17 protein-coding genes are annotated in these 16,993 nt (G+C 46.4%); 3 read left to right on the top strand and 14 right to left on the bottom strand.

What is annotated here, in order from left to right:
- The first annotated feature begins 2 nt into the window (after window positions 1-2).
- Complete coding sequence (ilvA, locus tag KIT90_RS12925) at window positions 3-1,550, top strand: threonine ammonia-lyase, biosynthetic (RefSeq protein WP_005440790.1); 1,548 nt, start codon at window positions 3-5, stop codon at window positions 1,548-1,550.
- 48 nt (window positions 1,551-1,598) lie between these two features.
- On the opposite strand, the gene KIT90_RS12920 is transcribed toward ilvA, so the two are convergent.
- On the bottom strand, window positions 1,599-3,278 hold the full coding sequence (locus KIT90_RS12920) for a sensor domain-containing diguanylate cyclase (RefSeq protein WP_285377001.1): 1,680 nt from the start codon (window positions 3,276-3,278) through the stop codon (window positions 1,599-1,601).
- An 88-nt stretch (window positions 3,279-3,366) separates the two neighbouring features.
- The gene (punR, locus tag KIT90_RS12915) at window positions 3,367-4,272 is read right to left on the bottom strand and encodes a DNA-binding transcriptional activator PunR (RefSeq protein WP_009708028.1); all 906 of its coding nucleotides are present in this window, start codon (window positions 4,270-4,272) and stop codon (window positions 3,367-3,369) included.
- Between the two features lie 153 nt (window positions 4,273-4,425).
- On the opposite strand from punR, the gene punC reads away from it, so the two are divergent.
- The gene (gene punC / locus KIT90_RS12910) at window positions 4,426-5,631 is read left to right on the top strand and encodes a purine nucleoside transporter PunC (RefSeq protein ID WP_285376999.1); all 1,206 of its coding nucleotides are present in this window, start codon (window positions 4,426-4,428) and stop codon (window positions 5,629-5,631) included.
- Between the two features lie 89 nt (window positions 5,632-5,720).
- On the opposite strand, the gene KIT90_RS12905 is transcribed toward punC, so the two are convergent.
- Entirely contained in the window at window positions 5,721-6,497 is a 777-nt protein-coding gene (locus tag KIT90_RS12905; RefSeq protein WP_122068568.1) for a transporter substrate-binding domain-containing protein, read from the bottom strand.
- A 122-nt stretch (window positions 6,498-6,619) separates the two neighbouring features.
- On the opposite strand from KIT90_RS12905, the gene KIT90_RS12900 reads away from it, so the two are divergent.
- On the top strand, window positions 6,620-7,360 hold the full coding sequence (locus KIT90_RS12900) for an amino acid ABC transporter permease (protein WP_285376998.1): 741 nt from the start codon (window positions 6,620-6,622) through the stop codon (window positions 7,358-7,360).
- 87 nt (window positions 7,361-7,447) lie between these two features.
- Here the strand turns inward: KIT90_RS12900 and glmU are convergent, their stop codons facing one another.
- The 11 genes from glmU to KIT90_RS12845 all read right to left on the bottom strand — a co-directional run bounded on the left by glmU (window position 7,448) and on the right by KIT90_RS12845 (window position 16,986).
- A complete protein-coding gene (gene glmU, locus KIT90_RS12895) occupies window positions 7,448-8,809 on the bottom strand; it encodes a bifunctional UDP-N-acetylglucosamine diphosphorylase/glucosamine-1-phosphate N-acetyltransferase GlmU (RefSeq protein WP_009708032.1) in 1,362 nt (453 codons plus the stop codon).
- Window positions 8,810-8,958: 149 nt separating this feature from the next.
- Entirely contained in the window at window positions 8,959-9,381 is a 423-nt protein-coding gene (locus tag KIT90_RS12890) for a F0F1 ATP synthase subunit epsilon (protein ID WP_005429758.1), read from the bottom strand.
- Between the two features lie 18 nt (window positions 9,382-9,399).
- Window positions 9,400-10,803 (bottom strand): F0F1 ATP synthase subunit beta, encoded by a 1,404-nt coding sequence (atpD, locus tag KIT90_RS12885; RefSeq protein WP_039840091.1) that lies wholly within the window; start codon window positions 10,801-10,803, stop codon window positions 9,400-9,402.
- A gap of 35 nt (window positions 10,804-10,838) precedes the next feature.
- Window positions 10,839-11,705 carry a F0F1 ATP synthase subunit gamma gene (gene atpG, locus KIT90_RS12880; RefSeq protein ID WP_005440806.1) on the bottom strand — a complete coding sequence of 289 codons (867 nt, stop codon included), beginning with the start codon at window positions 11,703-11,705 and terminating at the stop codon, window positions 10,839-10,841.
- A gap of 44 nt (window positions 11,706-11,749) precedes the next feature.
- On the bottom strand, window positions 11,750-13,291 hold the full coding sequence (atpA, locus tag KIT90_RS12875) for a F0F1 ATP synthase subunit alpha (RefSeq protein WP_009708033.1): 1,542 nt from the start codon (window positions 13,289-13,291) through the stop codon (window positions 11,750-11,752).
- Between the two features lie 13 nt (window positions 13,292-13,304).
- Entirely contained in the window at window positions 13,305-13,838 is a 534-nt protein-coding gene (atpH, locus tag KIT90_RS12870) for a F0F1 ATP synthase subunit delta (RefSeq protein WP_285376992.1), read from the bottom strand.
- 14 nt (window positions 13,839-13,852) lie between these two features.
- The gene (gene atpF / locus KIT90_RS12865) at window positions 13,853-14,323 is read right to left on the bottom strand and encodes a F0F1 ATP synthase subunit B (RefSeq protein ID WP_005451032.1); all 471 of its coding nucleotides are present in this window, start codon (window positions 14,321-14,323) and stop codon (window positions 13,853-13,855) included.
- A 71-nt stretch (window positions 14,324-14,394) separates the two neighbouring features.
- Window positions 14,395-14,649, bottom strand: coding sequence for a F0F1 ATP synthase subunit C (atpE, locus tag KIT90_RS12860; protein ID WP_002540812.1), 255 nt, complete (start codon window positions 14,647-14,649; stop codon window positions 14,395-14,397).
- 55 nt (window positions 14,650-14,704) lie between these two features.
- Window positions 14,705-15,517 (bottom strand): F0F1 ATP synthase subunit A, encoded by an 813-nt coding sequence (gene atpB, locus KIT90_RS12855; protein ID WP_009708035.1) that lies wholly within the window; start codon window positions 15,515-15,517, stop codon window positions 14,705-14,707.
- Between the two features lie 8 nt (window positions 15,518-15,525).
- Window positions 15,526-15,915 carry a F0F1 ATP synthase subunit I gene (locus KIT90_RS12850; protein WP_005440813.1) on the bottom strand — a complete coding sequence of 130 codons (390 nt, stop codon included), beginning with the start codon at window positions 15,913-15,915 and terminating at the stop codon, window positions 15,526-15,528.
- A 189-nt stretch (window positions 15,916-16,104) separates the two neighbouring features.
- Complete coding sequence (locus KIT90_RS12845; protein ID WP_285376990.1) at window positions 16,105-16,986, bottom strand: ParB/RepB/Spo0J family partition protein; 882 nt, start codon at window positions 16,984-16,986, stop codon at window positions 16,105-16,107.
- Between the last annotated feature and the right edge of the window lie 7 nt (window positions 16,987-16,993).

The following is a 16,993-nucleotide window of genomic DNA, read 5'->3' as shown; positions in this document are numbered from 1 at the left end:
TTATGAGTCAACCCTTTCCCTTAAAACAGGAAAATCAATCTGGTGCAGATTATCTGCGCCAGATCTTGCGTGCTCCTGTGTATGAAGTCGCAACAGTCACTCCTTTGCAAGAAATGCCTCGCCTTGCTGCTCGTATTGGCAACAATGTGCAAATCAAGCGCGAAGATCGCCAACCCGTGCACTCGTTCAAATTGCGCGGTGCATACAACATGGTGGCAAGCCTGTCTGAAGAGCAAAAAGCCGCAGGTGTCATCGCTGCATCTGCAGGTAACCACGCTCAAGGCATGGCGCTTTCTGGTACTAAGCTAGGCATCAAGACCACTATCGTGATGCCAAAAACCACACCAGACATCAAAGTCGATGCGGTACGTGGCTTTGGTGGCAACGTGGTGTTGCACGGCAGTAACTTTGATGAGGCAAAAGCCGAGGCAGAGCGTCTATCCGAGTTAAACGGGTACACCTTTGTTCCTCCCTTCGATCATCCACTGGTGATTGCAGGTCAAGGCACTATCGGCATGGAAATGCTGCAGCAAAATGGTCACCTCGATTACATTTTCGTCCCTGTCGGTGGTGGCGGTTTGGCTGCGGGTGTTGCGGTACTTGTGAAGCAGCTCATGCCAGAAATCAAAGTGATTGCAGTCGAGCCAGAAGATTCGTCATGCCTTAAAGCTGCTTTGGATGCTGGTGAGCCAGTAGTACTAGACCAAGTCAGCATGTTTGCCGATGGCGTCGCTGTAAAACGCATTGGCGAAGAGACTTTCCGTCTATGCCAAAAGTACATTGATGGCCATATTGCAGTCTCTAGCGATGAAATCTGCGCAGCAGTAAAAGATATCTTTGAAGACACTCGCGCCATTGCTGAGCCTTCGGGCGCACTTGCTCTGGCGGGTTTGAAGAAGTTTGCTGAGCAAAACAAACTGCAAGGTAAAAATCTAGGCACCGTGCTGTCAGGTGCAAACACTAACTTCCATGGCTTACGTTATGTTTCTGAGCGTTGCGAGCTTGGTGAGAAACGTGAAGGTTTGCTTGCCGTCACCATTCCTGAACGTCAAGGTGCATTCTTTGAGTTCTGTAACCTCATTGGCGGCCGCGCCGTAACGGAGTTTAACTACCGCTACAATGATGACGCGCTGGCGAATATCTTTGTCGGTGTTCGTTTGCAAGGCGGTCAGGAAGAGCTAGAAAACATCATTCATGATTTACGTGATGGTGGCTACCCTGTGGTTGACCTGTCTGATGACGAAATGGCGAAACTGCACGTGCGCTACATGATTGGTGGTAAGCCGTCTAAGCCGCTTAAAGAGCGCCTCTACAGCTTTGAATTCCCAGAATATCCGGGAGCACTACTTAAGTTCTTAAGCACACTCGGTACTCATTGGAATATCAGCTTGTTCAACTACCGTAACCATGGCGCTGACTACGGACGCGTTTTATGTGGTTTCGAGTTAGATGAAAGCGATTTAGCTCAGTTTTCTGCGCATTTGCGCGAACTTGGCTATCAATGCAAAGACGAAACAGACAACCCGTCTTACAAGTTCTTCTTATCGTAACCAGTATCACGCAATGAAAAATCCCTCGTTTGACGAGGGATTTTTTTATCAACTTTGAATCAACGCAATCTCTGCCGTTTCCGGCTCTGGTGCTTTGAACTCGCTGTATTGCTGATAGTTGACGACACGATCTCGGCCTTGGTCTTTCGCAAGGTACAGCGCCTTATCCGCCATCTTCACCAACCCCTCAATATCCGAAGCCGGTTCTGGATACGTTGCAACACCAATCGACACACTTAACTGCCCTAACGACAAACCTTTGTGCTCAAGATGCAATGCTCTAATCTGGTCAACAATGTTTTGCGCGTAATCGGTCGCAGACGCCATATCGCAATGAGGTAGAATCACGGCTAACTCTTCCCCACCGAGACGACACGCCGTTTCATCTTCTGACACAGTTCGCTTCAGCAATGCACTGATCTCTTTCAGCACGTAATCACCGGCATCATGGCCGAAGTTGTCGTTAAATCGCTTGAAGTGGTCGAGATCGAGCATCAATAGAGACATATCTTCTGCACTGGTTGCCGAGTTGTTCACGTGTTCAGTCAGCTTCTGCTCGAAGAAGCGACGATTGTACAAACCTGTCAACGGATCGCTCAGTGCTTGCGAGCGCAGTTTTTCTTGCAGGCTCAGGTTAGCCAATGCCAAACCAAGGTGCTCCGCCACACTGTAAGCAAGCTGCATGGTCATCTCATCAACTTTGATATCACCTTGGCCAAAGTACAAATGCATAATGCCAATGGTATTCCCATGTGCTGTCAGAGGAATACACAACGTCTGGTTATTCTCAACCGATGCCATGTGCTCACACGTGAGGTTATGGAAAGATTCAATCGATAAGTGACTGCGACCTTTGCGCAATGACCAGCATTCATCCGGAGCGAAAGAACGACTACCCGGCCAACTCTCTCCCCAATCAAGTTGAGTAACCAACTGGTTGCGCGAAGAGCGCATTAGGGAAATACTGCCATTCACTTTACCGAGGATACGCGGCACGATGTCTTCCACCACCATTTGCGCTTCGACGAGGTTGTTACAAGCTGCTAGCATATTCGCTAGGCGATGCATTAGCTCGATTTCTAGAGTACGTTGACGAATGCGCTCGTCCTGCTTTTTCTGCTCTTCAGAGACTTTATGGATAATTTGGCGATGACTGAAGATCGAGGTCGCGATAAGAAAACCAATACTCAACACAACCATCACACCTAGGATTGCCATTAACTCCGAAGTCATGGTTTTAAGATGATGCATAGGTACGGACAACACGACCACAAATTCCTGAGCATCAAATTCAATCTTGCGTGAAACGTAGAATAGGTCAACAGACAGCACTTCACTAAAGCGCACATCGTAGCCAACTCCGCTTTCCCAAGCCTGGATAAACTCCGGACGATCTCCGTGACTCTCTAATCCAATCAGAGCACGATCAGAAAGTGCGGTATCGCCTACCACCGTCCCTTGCTGATCTATCACTTGAATACGAGCGTCCGCATCCGCTTGCGTGAGATCGCCAATGTAGTCGTCGATATCCGACTCACTAGCAAAGTGAGGGTTGTCTTCCTTGATTTCATAAATAACGTCAGTGAGCAACGACTCGGTAGTGCGCTGAACTGAATCATGCACAGAACGCTCAAGCGTCATATAAAAACCGTAAAGCCCCACCAACATAAACACAGACAATGCAATGATCGGTAAGATTTGCCATTTTCGATCCACTAACTTTGACATAATCCTTCATCCTAAATTTACCGAACTTTGTTTTGATTGTTAATAAATTAACCATATTGTCAACAGGTGTTTAAAGCAATTTCCATTTTTATGAATGTTGTAGCCAATCTCGATGTAGTTGACTTGACGAACCAAGATAATCCACCATCCATTGAATCAACTTGTGATTATCGTCTTTACGCCATACCAAGCAGCATTGACTCAATGGCTTATCATCCTGCAGAACTTTTTCCACCAGCACGCCTTCATGGATAAGCGGCATCGCAATATGGCGTGGCATGTAACCCACTCCGACCCCGTTTTTTAGACATTCAATTGCGCTGTACCAGTTAGGCAGCAATAAGCGTCGCTGTTTGGGATAGTGCCCTGTGTGACGTTTTGGCAACACGTTAGAAGTATCATCGAGACAGATCGCCGGAAATTGACTGACAAACTCTTCTGTTAGGGTTTGTTGGCGAACACAAGGATGTGCAGGAGACATTACAAATGCCCAGTCCAACATCCCCATATCTTTGACTTCAAAATCACCACCTACCGGGATGGCTGACGTGGCTCCAACAACAATATCAGCACGCCCTTGAGCAATCGCTTCCCAAGAGCCGTTAAACACTTCCATATTGATTTGCAGCTCTGCAAATTCAAATTCTCGATAGAAATCCTCTACCAGAGGCTTGAGCTTATCGAGCTTAACCACGTTATCCAATGTGAGCTTGAGTGTTGATTGCCAACCATGTGCCGCGCGGCGAGTTTGCGCTTTCACTTCCGCCATTTGCCTGAGCAGTAAGCGTGCCTCTTCGATAAACAACTCACCGGCAGGCGTTAGCTCGACTTTTCTCGGTAATCGACGAAACAAAACCACATCTAACTCTTGCTCAACTTGGCGCACACCATAACTGATTGCAGAAGGCACTTTATGCAGCACCTCTGCTGCCGCAGTAAAACTCCCCAAACGAGCAACGGTATCGAGCATTTCCAGTGAAGACTTGGAGAACATGATTTCGACCTTTCAAAAAATTTGATTGATAACCAACAATTTTAGCGTTTTATTTTCTCAAAATCGAAAAATAGAATGGCGAGGTAAATAAATCAGGGTTGGCGCCAACTGATACTGAACAAAAAATGATTAAATAATTTGATTGGTTGAATCATGAAAATATCAAAACTACAGCTTGTTTATCTAGCAGCCCTATCTATGCTCGGCTTTATCGCCACCGATATGTACTTACCAGCCTTCAAAGCGATGGAAATCGACTTTGCTACAGGTCCTGAACATATCGCACTTTCTCTGACCGTCTTTCTTGTTGGTATGGCTTTTGGTCAGTTGATGTGGGGTCTGGCTTCAGACAAATTTGGTCATCGTAATACGCTAGCCGCAGGTTTAGCGCTGTTTACTGTTGCTTCATTCGGTCTCGCATTCAGTGAGCAAGTGTGGCAATTGTTAGCACTGCGCTTTGTACAGGCTATCGGTGTATGTGCCCCAGCCGTTATTTGGCAAGCGATGGTGATCAAACGCCACTCTAGCCAAAGCCAACAAATCTTTGCCACTATCATGCCGCTTGTAGCACTGTCTCCAGCACTAGCCCCTCAGCTAGGTGTGTTGTTGGCAAACAACTTCGGTTGGCACAGTATTTTTGTTGCATTGACGCTGATGGGCGTACTGCTTGTCGTTGCGACAATGGCGCAAAAAGATGAAAAAGTAGAAGTGAAACAAACAAGTATTTCTTCAGACATAAAATCACTACTAGGTTCTAAAACTTACCTAGGTAATGTGTTTATGTTTGCTACTGCGTCTGCGGCTTTCTTTGCTTACCTAACTGGTATGCCAGAGATCATGTCTCAACTCGGCTATGAAGCAAAAGACATCGGTTTGAGCTTTATCCCACAAACTATTGCTTTCATGGTTGGTGGCTACTTAGGTAAGGTTGGCGTTCGTAAATATGGTGATGAAAAGATTCTGCGTCAGTTGATTGGCCTATTTAGTGTTGCTGCACTGCTTATCTTCGCAGCGTCACAATGGCAACTGACCTCTATCTGGCCAATCCTAGCACCATTCTGTTTGATTGCAGTTGCTAACGGTGCTCTTTACCCAATCGTAGTAAACCGCGCATTAGCAAGTGCTCAGCAAAGTCCAGCGACGGCTGCAGGCCTACAAAACAGTCTACAGATTACCGTGAGCAGCCTATCAAGCGCACTGGTTGCAGCAATGGCGAGCCAAGCGCAAATGGTGACTGGTGTTGCGATTGTGATTTGTATGGGTGGTCTGTGGATGGGTTACATTCTGTCTAACCGTGAATTGTCTCAGCACTTTACAACTCCGGACAACGCTCGCGTAGTGAGTGAAGACGAGCTCTAAAAAAACCAGCAAGCTCAGTCAAAAAAACAATAAACAAAGAGCCGCACTATGCGGCTCTTTGTTTTTCTAGGATAGCGTTGAATAAGAGCTTACATACTCTTCAAACCCCATTTTTCAGCCGTTTGCTTAAAGAAGCCTTGAGTCTTCTTAAGCTCAACCCAGTGGTTGATGTAGTTAATCCATACTTGGTCATCTTGCGGCAAGAGCATCGCAATTGGAGTTGGTTTACGTGGCTCTTTAACTGGAACAATCGCCAACTGTTTAAACTTCTCCACCAGCGTGGCCGCTTCTACGTTTGATGTAACCGATACGTCGGCACGGCGAGCTAGCAATTCTTGGAAGTCACGCGCTGGCGCTTCAATCACAATATGCTGCGCAGATGGAAAGAAGTCTTTTACCAACTTCTCTTGAACCGTTCCCAGCGTTGCCGCTACTTTCACATCTGGTTTATCGAAATCAGCCCAATCAGAGAATTTTGCTAGGTCTTTCTTTTGCACCACAGGTACAAACGCAAGATAGAAATACGGTTGACTATAACCTGCTACTTTTGCACGTGACATGTTCAATGATGCGCTACCAGTAATATCGTATTTGTTGGCCGTGATACCGTTAACCAGTGTTTTCCAATCGGTCGCAACGTATTCCACCTTAACGCCCAGATCTTTAGCAAGCTCAGTGGTGACATCGATATCAAAACCACGATAACTATTGGTCGCAGGATCTTTCATCGTCATCGGGTTCCAATCCCCTGTCGTCCCGACACGCAACACACCTTTGTCCAAGATCTCTTGTAGACGGCTTTCTGCATGAGCGACTTGAACCATCGCGAGCAGACACATTCCCAACGCAAGCAACGTTTTTTTCATTTTCTATTCCCTTAAAAGAATGACGGTAGGAGATATTCCCTTTAATTATTAACCATTAGTACGGCTTCATTGATAACATAGCAGCAACAAAGGAAGTTTTTTAGTCAGTTCAGGGAGTAAATGTGAACTATCGACATCTATGCCTCGTTTCATTGCTTTTTCTCACCGGTTGCTCCGACTACCAATGGGGCTGGTATGTTCTTGATCCATCGACTGAGCAAGGGCTGACAAACATCAAGTTTCTGATCGCTGGCTTTAATGACACGATCCAAGTGTCACTGCTCAGTATGCTGTTTGCGATGACGATTGGTTTGATCATTGCTCTTCCCGCCCTTTCTGACTCTCCAGTGCTCAAGTGGATCAACCGCGTTTATGTGGAAGTGATCCGCTCCATTCCTGTCTTGGTATTGCTGTTATGGGTGTATTACGGAATGCCAACGTTACTCGATATGTCCCTAAACCACTTTTGGGCAGGTGTAATTGCGCTAACCATTGCAGAGAGTGCCTTTATGGCGGAAGTCTTTAGAGGAGGAATCCAAGCCATCAGTCGTGGACAACACGAAGCAGCGGAGTCACTCGGGTTGAACTACTGGCAAAAAATGCGCTTAGTGATTCTTCCCCAAGCATTTCGCCAAATCTTACCGCCGCTGGGGAATCAATTCGTTTATATCCTTAAAATGAGTTCGTTGGTCAGCGTGATAGGTTTAAGTGACTTAACGAGACGAGCGAATGAATTAGTCGTGAATGAGTACTTACCATTAGAGATCTATACATTTCTCGTCTTAGAGTATTTGGTGCTGATTATTTTGGTCTCTCAAGCGGTGCGCTGGCTAGAGAAGCGCATAGCGATCCCAAGTCACTAAACTCTCTCTTTCACAGCACCAGATACAACAAAGCCGCTCATCAAGAGCGGCTTTGGTTTTTATTCTTTTGAAGTAAGCGAATCAAGCTTACTTCTTCTTAACTGGACGCTGCCAACCGGTAATTTTGCGCTCTTTCGCACGAGAGATCACAAGCTCACCCTCAGCGACATCTTTGGTTAACGTAGTACCTGCACCAATGGTTGCACCATCCGCAACTGTCACTGGCGCGATAAGTTGGCTGTCAGAACCAACGAAGACGTCGTTACCAATGATGGTCTTAAACTTGTTCGCACCGTCGTAGTTACAAGTGATGGTACCCGCACCGATGTTAGTACGTTGGCCGATTTCTGCATCACCTAGGTAAGTTAGGTGGTTCGCTTTAGAACCTTCACCGATACGCGCGTTTTTCACTTCAACGAAGTTACCCACGTGAGAGTCGTTACGCATCTCTGCTCCTGGGCGTAGGCGTGTGAATGGACCAACTGTACATTCTTCACCAACTGTTGCGCCTTCAATTACGCTGTATGGGCGAACGATGGTGTTATCGTCGATTTCACAGTCTTTCAGTACACAACCAGCGCCGATGACAACGTTATCACCAAGTGATACTTTGCCTTCGATGATTACGTTCGCATCGATTTCACAATCCATACCGCATTGCAGTTCACCACGTAGGTCGAAACGTGCTGGGTCACGCAGCATTACGCCTTGTTCTAATAGCTTCTGTGCTTGCATTGATTGGAATGCACGCTCAAGACGAGCCAGTTGAGCACGGTCGTTAACGCCTTCCACTTCAATCGCGTTTACTGGGTGCACTGCTTCAACCGCGCGACCTTCATCGTGCGCTGCCGCGATAACGTCTGTTAAGTAGTATTCGCCTTGGGCGTTTTCGTTGTTTAGACCAGCAAGCCAGCGTTTCAGGTCACCACCTGTCGCTACCAGCACACCAGTATTACATTCTTTGATGAGCTTCTGCTCTTCTGTCGCATCTTTTTGCTCGACGATCGCCACTACTGGACCGTTTTTACGAATGATACGACCGTAGCCCATTGGGTTATCTAGCATCACTGTTAACAATGCAATGCCGCCCGTTGGCTGTGCATCTAATAGGTTTTCAATCGTTTCAGCTGAAATCAGTGGAACATCACCGTAAAGCACCAGTACTTTTTCGTCGTCTTCAAACTTTGGAGAGGCTTGATCAACTGCATGACCTGTACCTAGTTGCTCTGCTTGCAGAACCCAATTAACCGGCTCTTCTGCTAGCGTTTGCTGCATTTGATCACCACCGTGACCATATACTAGGTGGATGTTTTGTGCGCCAAGACCTGTACATGTATCGATAACATGTTTTGCCATTGGCTTCCCTGCCAAAGTGTGTAGCACTTTAGGCATGTTCGAATACATACGGGTACCTTTACCCGCAGCAAGAATCACAGCACTGAATTTCATTGATAACCTATTGACGTTTTATTTTAAATGGCCGTTATTTTAAACAGCTTGAAAGGAATAGTTAATGGTGGGATGTAAATTTCCAACTAAAATTAATCAAAAAGGCGACCAAATGGCCGCCTTTTTTCATGCAACGTTGCTAATTGAGCTTAGCGACGCTTTTTGGTCAGCTCGATAACTCGTAGCTGAGCAATGGCTTTAGCCAGTTCACTGGCCGCTTGTGCGAAGTCCATATCACCGTGCTGATTCTGGATTTGCTCCTCAGCGCGGCGCTTGGCTTCTTCTGCCTTCGCTGCGTCTAGATCTTCACCACGAATCGCTGTATCAGCCAGTACTGTAGCAGTACCAGGCTGAACTTCGACCATACCACCAGAGACATAAATGAACTCTTCGTGGCCGTGCTGTTTCACAATACGCACCATACCAGGCTTAATAGCGGACAGCAGCGGAGTGTGGCCGTGGAAAATACCCAGCTCACCTTCGCTACCGGTCACCTGAAACGTTTCTACGCGACCAGAGAAAATACGTTTCTCAGCGCTTACTACGTCTAGGTGAAAGGTTATTGGTGCCATATCGCCTCCTAGTTAGCCTTATAGCTTCTTCGCATTCTCGATAGCATCGTCAATCGTACCGCAGTACATGAACGCTTGCTCAGGAATGTCATCGTATTCACCAGCTAGTAGACCTTTGAAGCCACGTAGTGTCTCTTTAAGAGGTACGTAAACGCCTGGGTCACCTGTAAATACTTCCGCTACGTGGTAAGGCTGAGTTAGGAAACGCTCAATCTTACGTGCACGAGATACAACTTGCTTATCTTCTTCAGATAGCTCGTCCATACCTAGAATCGCGATGATATCTTTCAGCTCTTTGTAGCGCTGAAGTGTCTGCTGAACGCCACGAGCTGTGTCGTAGTGCTCTTGACCAACTACTAGTGGGTCTAGCTGACGAGAAGTCGAATCTAGTGGGTCGATCGCTGGGTATAGACCCATAGCTGCGATGTTACGGTTAAGTACAACCGTTGCATCCAAGTGCGCGAACGTTGTTGCTGGAGACGGGTCAGTCAAGTCATCCGCAGGTACGTATACCGCCTGTACAGACGTGATAGAACCTTGCTTAGTTGACGTGATACGCTCCTGTAGTACACCCATCTCTTCTGCAAGAGTTGGCTGGTAACCTACCGCAGAAGGCATACGACCTAGAAGTGCTGATACCTCAGTACCTGCAAGCGTGTAACGGTAGATGTTATCAACGAACAGAAGTACGTCACGACCTTCGTCACGGAAACGTTCTGCCATTGTTAGGCCAGTCAGTGCAACACGTAGACGGTTACCTGGTGGCTCGTTCATCTGACCGTAAACCATCGCTACTTTAGATTCTTCAGGCTTCTCAACGTTTACAACGCCCGCTTCCTGCATCTCGAAGTAGAAATCGTTACCTTCACGAGTACGTTCACCAACACCAGCAAATACCGATAGACCTGAGTGTTGAAGTGCGATGTTGTTGATAAGTTCCATCATGTTAACGGTCTTACCTACACCTGCACCACCGAATAGACCGATTTTACCACCCTTAGCGAATGGACAAACCAAGTCGATTACTTTAACACCAGTTTCTAGAAGTGCTGTTTCGTTTGATTGCTCTTCGTAGCTTGGTGCTTCGCGGTGAATAGAGTAAACCTCTTCTGCACCGATCTCACCACGCTCATCAATCGCGTCACCTAGGACGTTCATGATACGACCTAGAGTTTTAGTACCTACTGGTACTGAAATTGGAGCGCCAGTGTTAACCACTTCAACGCCACGACGTAAACCATCAGAGCTACCCATTACGATACAACGAACTACGCCACCGCCTAGCTGTTGTTGAACCTCAAGAACTAGACGCTCTTTAGATTCTGTAACGTTTAGAGCGTCATATACACTTGGTACTTCGCTCTGTGGGAACTCTACGTCGACTACCGCACCGATGATCTGTACGATCTTACCTGTAGCCATCGTTAATCCTCTAAACTATTTCGTTTTACCTAAGCTTAAACCGCAGATGCACCACCAACGATTTCCGATAGTTCTTGTGTGATCGCAGCCTGACGGGCTTTGTTGTACACAAGTTCTAAATCTTCAATCAAGTTGGTTGCGTTATCCGTTGCAGCCTTCATCGCAATCATTCGAGCCGCTTGCTCACAAGCAAGGTTCTCAACCACACCTTGGTATACCTGAGACTCTACGTAACGCACTAGAAGTGTGTCTAATAGAGGTTTTGGCTCAGGCTCATAGATGTAGTCCCATGAGTGCTCACGCTGCATCTCTTCGCTGTCCGATTTAGGCAAAGGTAGCAATTGATCGATCGTTGGTTGCTGAATCATAGTGTTCACAAACTTGTTGAACACCACATATAGACGATCCAGTTCACCTTCATCGTATTTCTTAAGCATTACGCCAACAGAACCGATTAGGTCTTCTAGGCTTGGGCTATCGCCCAGACCAGAAACCTGTGCCGCAACTTTTGCGCCACCATGTTTGAAGAAAGCTGTTGCTTTTGAACCAATTACAGCCAGTTCAACTTCAGCACCTTTCTCTTTCCATGATTGCATGTCTGTAACGGCTTTTTTGAACACGTTAATGTTCAAACCACCACACAGACCACGGTCTGTCGAAACGATGATGTAACCAACACGTTTAGCTTCACGCTCTTCTAGGTACGGATGACGGTACTCTAGATTTGCATTAGCCACATGACCGATCACTTTACGCATTGTTTCAGCGTATGGACGAGAAGCTTCCATTGCGTCTTGAGAACGACGCATTTTTGAAGCTGCTACCATTTCCATCGCTTTCGTAATTTTCTGAGTGCTTTTAACACTACCGATTTTATTACGTATCTCTTTTGCGCCGGCCATCGTTACTCTCCGTTAGTTGGTGGCAGAAACTGCCACCGACCTAATTACCAAGTTTGGGTTGCTACGAAGTCGTCAGTCAGTTTCTTCAACTGAGCTTCAACTTCATCGTTGTATGCACCCGTCTTGTCGATCTCAGCTGCGAATTCAGCGTATTGACCGCGAGCGTACGATAGTAGAGACGCTTCGAAATCTAGCAGTTTGCTTAGTTCAACATCTGCTAAATAGCCGCGCTCTGCCGCGAAGATTACTAGTGCTTGGTCAAATACAGACATTGGAGCGTACTGCTTCTGCTTCATTAGTTCTGTAACTTTTTGACCATGGTCTAGCTGTTTCTTCGTCGCTTCATCAAGGTCAGACGAGAACTGTGCAAATGCCGCTAGTTCACGGTACTGAGCTAGTGCAGTACGGATACCGCCAGATAGCTTCTTGATGATTTTCGTCTGAGCTGAACCACCTACACGAGATACTGAGATACCTGGGTCAACCGCTGGACGTACGCCCGCGTTGAATAGCTCAGTTTGTAGGAAGATCTGACCATCGGTAATCGAGATTACGTTAGTCGGTACGAATGCTGAAACGTCACCTGCTTGAGTTTCGATGATAGGAAGAGCAGTTAGAGAACCAGTCTTACCTTTCACTTCACCATTAGTGAAACGCTCTACGTACTCTTCGTTTACACGAGCTGCACGCTCTAGTAGACGCGAGTGTAGGTAGAATACGTCACCTGGGAATGCCTCACGGCCTGGTGGACGTTTTAGTAGTAGAGAGATCTGACGGTAAGCTACCGCTTGCTTAGATAGATCATCGTAAACAATCAGTGCGTCTTCACCGCGATCGCGGAAGTATTCACCCATCGCACAACCTGCGTATGGCGCTAGGTATTGTAGCGCTGCAGATTCAGAAGCAGATGCAACAACAACGATAGTGTTAGCTAGCGCGCCGTGCTCTTCTAGTTTGCGAACTACGTTAGCGATAGTCGATGCTTTCTGACCGATTGCTACGTAGATTGAGAAAATACCAGAGTCTTTCTGGTTGATAATCGCATCGATCGCCATTGCTGTTTTACCAGTCTGACGGTCACCGATAACAAGCTCACGCTGACCACGACCGATTGGGATCATTGAGTCAACTGATTTGTAACCAGTTTGTACAGGTTGGTCTACCGATTTACGGTCGATTACACCTGGTGCAATTACTTCTACAGGCGAAGTCAATTTAGCTTCGATTGGACCTTTACCATCGATAGGCTCACCTAGTGTGTTCACTACGCGACCTAGAAGTTCTGGACCAACTGGCACTTCAAGAATGCGGCCAGTACCTGTAACTTTCATGCCTTCCTTAAGGTCAGCATATGGACCCATTACTACCGCACCAACCGAGTCACGCTCAAGGTTAAGTGCTAGTGCATAACGGCCACCCGGTAATTCAATCATTTCACCTTGCATCACGTCCGCTAGGCCGTGGATGCGGATGATACCATCGCTTACCGATACGATAGTACCCTCGTTGCGAGCTTCACTAACAACGTCGAAAGATTCGATACGCTGTTTGATTAGATCGCTAATTTCCGTGGAATTAAGTTGCATGCTCCAATCCCCATTAAGACTGCAATGCATCGCTCAGGCGGTTCAAACGACCTCGCGCTGAGTCATCGATGACTAGGTCTCCGGCTCGAATAATAACCCCACCAAGTAGGGTCTCATCTACGCTGCAATTCAGCTTCACTTTGCGTTCAAGACGCACTTCAAGTTTGCTGCCAATGTTTGCTAGCTGTTCATCAGAAAGTTCGCTTGCTGAAATGACTTCAACATCGATTTCTTTCTCATGCTCTTTCTTCAATAAGAAGAATTGCTCACAAACATCAGGAAGGGCCGTTAGACGACCATTCTCAGCCATAACCTTAATCAGGTTTTGACCGTGTGCATCAACTTGTTCACCGCAAACTGCAACAAAAATCTCCGCCAATTTGTCAGCAGAAACAGAACCCGTTAGAAGTTCATTCATTTGTTCGTTTATGGCAACTTCAGTAGCGAAAGACAACATTTGGCCCCATTGGTCCAATTGGTCTTTGTCTACAGCAAAGTCAAAAGCTGCTTTAGCATAGGGGCGTGCGATTGTAGTCATATCAGACATATGCGCCCCCAGACTTAAAGTTTTGCAGTAATGTTGTCGAGAATATCTTTCTGAGCGTCTTTATCGATAGTACGCTCAAGGATTTTCTCGGCACCAGCTACAGCCAGAGTAGCAACTTGTTTGCGCAGCTCATCGCGTGCACGATTACGTTCAGCTTCAAGTTCTGCTTCCGCTTGCGCTAGGATTTTCTGGCGTTCTGCCTGAGCTTCCTCGCGAGCTTCATCAATAATTTGAGACTTACGCTTGTTCGCTTGGTCGATGATCTCAGTTGCTGTGCGCTTCGCTTCTTTCATCTGATCAGAAGCGTTGGCTTGTGCTAGATCCAAGTCTTTTGCAGCACGTTCCGCTGCTTGAAGACCATCAGCAATTTTCTTCTGACGCTCTTCGATCGCTTGCATCAATGGTGGCCATACATACTTCATGCAGAACCACACAAATAGTGCGAACGAGATTGCTTGACCTAGCAGAGTTGCGTTTATGTTCACAACAGCTACCCCTCTATTTGGACTTAGTGTTAATCAGTGACAAGCCTGAGCTCGTCCCGAGTTAAAGGTGATTAACCTAGTTGACCAACGAATGGGTTTGCGAATGTGAATAGTAGCGCGATTACGATACCGATCATTGGAACCGCATCAAGTAGACCTGCGATGATGAACATCTTAACTTGTAGCATAGGAGCCATTTCTGGTTGACGTGCTGCACCTTCTAGGAATTTACCACCTAGTAGTGCGAAACCAATCGCTGTACCAAGAGAAGCAAGACCGACGATAATACCTACGGCGATTGCAGAAAAGCTCAGTAAAGTTTCCATTACTATCTCCAATTTATAGTTGTTGGCTTAGTGCCCAAATAAAAAGCTTAAAAAATTAATGATCAGCGTCTTCGTGTGCCATTGACAGGTAAACAATTGTCAACATCATGAATACGAAGGCTTGAATCGTAATAACCAAGATATGGAAGATTGCCCACGGTAGTGAACCCATCCATTGCAAGTACCATGGTAGCATTGCCGCACAAAGAATGAATACAACCTCACCCGCGAACATGTTACCGAATAGACGCATACCAAGTGATAGAGGCTTCGCTAGTAGCGATACCACTTCAATCAGTAGGTTAAACGGAATCATCAGTGGGTGATTGAATGGATGTAGTGCAAGTTCTTTTGCGAATCCACCTAGACCTTTCACTTTGATGCTGTAGTAGATCATCAATGCGAAAACGCCTAGAGCCATAGCCATGGTGATATTCACATCAGCAGACGGTACAACCTTAAGATAAGGGATACCTAGCCAATGCTCTGCTGGGTACGGTAAGAAGTCGATAGGAACTAAGTCCATCACGTTCATCAAAAATACCCAACAAAAGATAGTCAGTGCTAAAGGCGCGATCAGTGGGTTGCGTCCATGGAACGTGTCTTTGACGTTTTCCGCGACAAATTCAACGATCATTTCTACAGCACACTGAAGCTTACCCGGTACACCCGCTGTTGTTCTCTTCGCTACTTTGTAAAAAATTCCGAGGAAGATTAAACCAGTAAACCAAGAAAAAAACAGGCTATCGATATGTACGTTCCAGAAACTTGCTTCATCCGCTACCAAGCCTAACTTAGCTAAAGAAAGGTTTGATAAGTGGTGGGCAATGTAACCGGACGATGTTAGCGCTTCACCTGGCGCAGCCATAACTCATCCTATTTTTTGTTGTTAATGAATAGCACTGGTGCACAGATATTAATACCTAGTACCAGCAAATAGGTTAGTTTGAGGGGAACAAGTTCCACCTGCATATACATGTAGGCTACGTAGAACAACACAACCGTGATGAGGATTTTCAGTACTTCACCTGTGTAGAAAGACGCCGCGATACGCTTGGCAGCGCGAGCCCCACTAAACATAAAAGCACATAGCGCAAAGACAGCATTGGCAACAACAAAGATGCCTCCACCTACCAGCGCTGAAATTCCCCATTCAGGATTCACGGCTATCGCCATTCCTGCAGCCACAAAAATAACCGCGCCAGACTGGATCATTAACAATTGCTTTGCGAGCTCTCGTCCTGGTCTAGCTAACGCAGCTACCATGTATTCGTACCTCTAGTAATATCCACTTTGCACTAAACTCTCTGTGCAGGGAAATTGGCGAAAATTATACGGTGCGAACAATTGAATGCAATTATATTGCATCAAAAACTTACAGTTTTGTTTACAATCCGACAACTTTCACACAAAATTCGATTATTTTAATTAATTGACCTAAATCAATTATCTCATTTAGGCCTCTAGCTTGGCAATCAGTTGATCCAATTTGTGAGGCTCATCAAGACTTATCGTCACTTTCGCTTTGCCGTTTGCAGAACGGACCAAAGAAACCTTAGCATCAAGCAGTTGACTCAATTTATGCGACATTTGCTCCGCTTCGGTATCTTCTTGTTGAGCTTTTTGCTCATTTTGTGGGGCTAAGCACTTTTTTACTAACTGTTCGGTTTGGCGAACGGTCATTTGCTTCTTAGCCACTTGTTGAGCCACTTCAACCTGCTGCTCGCTTTCCAAGGCTAACAGAGCTCGAGCATGACCCATTTCTAATTTTTTGTCTGCAACCAGACCTTTTACATCAATTTCTAACTGATTTAGACGTAATAGGTTACTAACAGTGGTTCTTGATTTGCCAATCACATCGGCCACTTGCTGATGCGTTAGCGTGAATTCATCCTGTAGACGCTCAAGCGCTTGAGCTTCTTCAATCACATTCAAATCTTCACGTTGAATGTTCTCGATAAGCGCCATCGCAATAGCGGCACGGTCTTCGACCTTTTTCACCAAACAAGGTACTCGTTTTAGACCGGCTTGCTTTGCTGCGCGCCAACGGCGTTCACCAGCGATGATTTCAAACTGGCCACTCGCCACTTGGCGAACCACGATCGGCTGAATGATGCCTTGCGATTGAATTGAAGCTGCGAGTTCTTCTAGCGCTTCTGGCGCCATATCTTTACGCGGTTGGTAAACACCAGGCTGCAATTGACCAATCGCCAAATCAGTCAGTTCACCGTCTGCCGACAATGCTTGGCTGTGCGATGCAATATGCTGTTTTTCACGAGCCAACGAACTGGTCGACAACAACGCATCCAGTCCTTTTCCTAGACCACGCTTAGACATAGGATGA

The sequence above is a fragment of the Vibrio sp. B172a genome (assembly GCF_030248355.1).
Classification (GTDB): domain Bacteria; phylum Pseudomonadota; class Gammaproteobacteria; order Enterobacterales; family Vibrionaceae; genus Vibrio; species Vibrio owensii.
The sequence above is the reverse complement of the archived record's forward strand: the minus strand, read 5'-3'. Positions and strand labels throughout refer to the sequence as shown.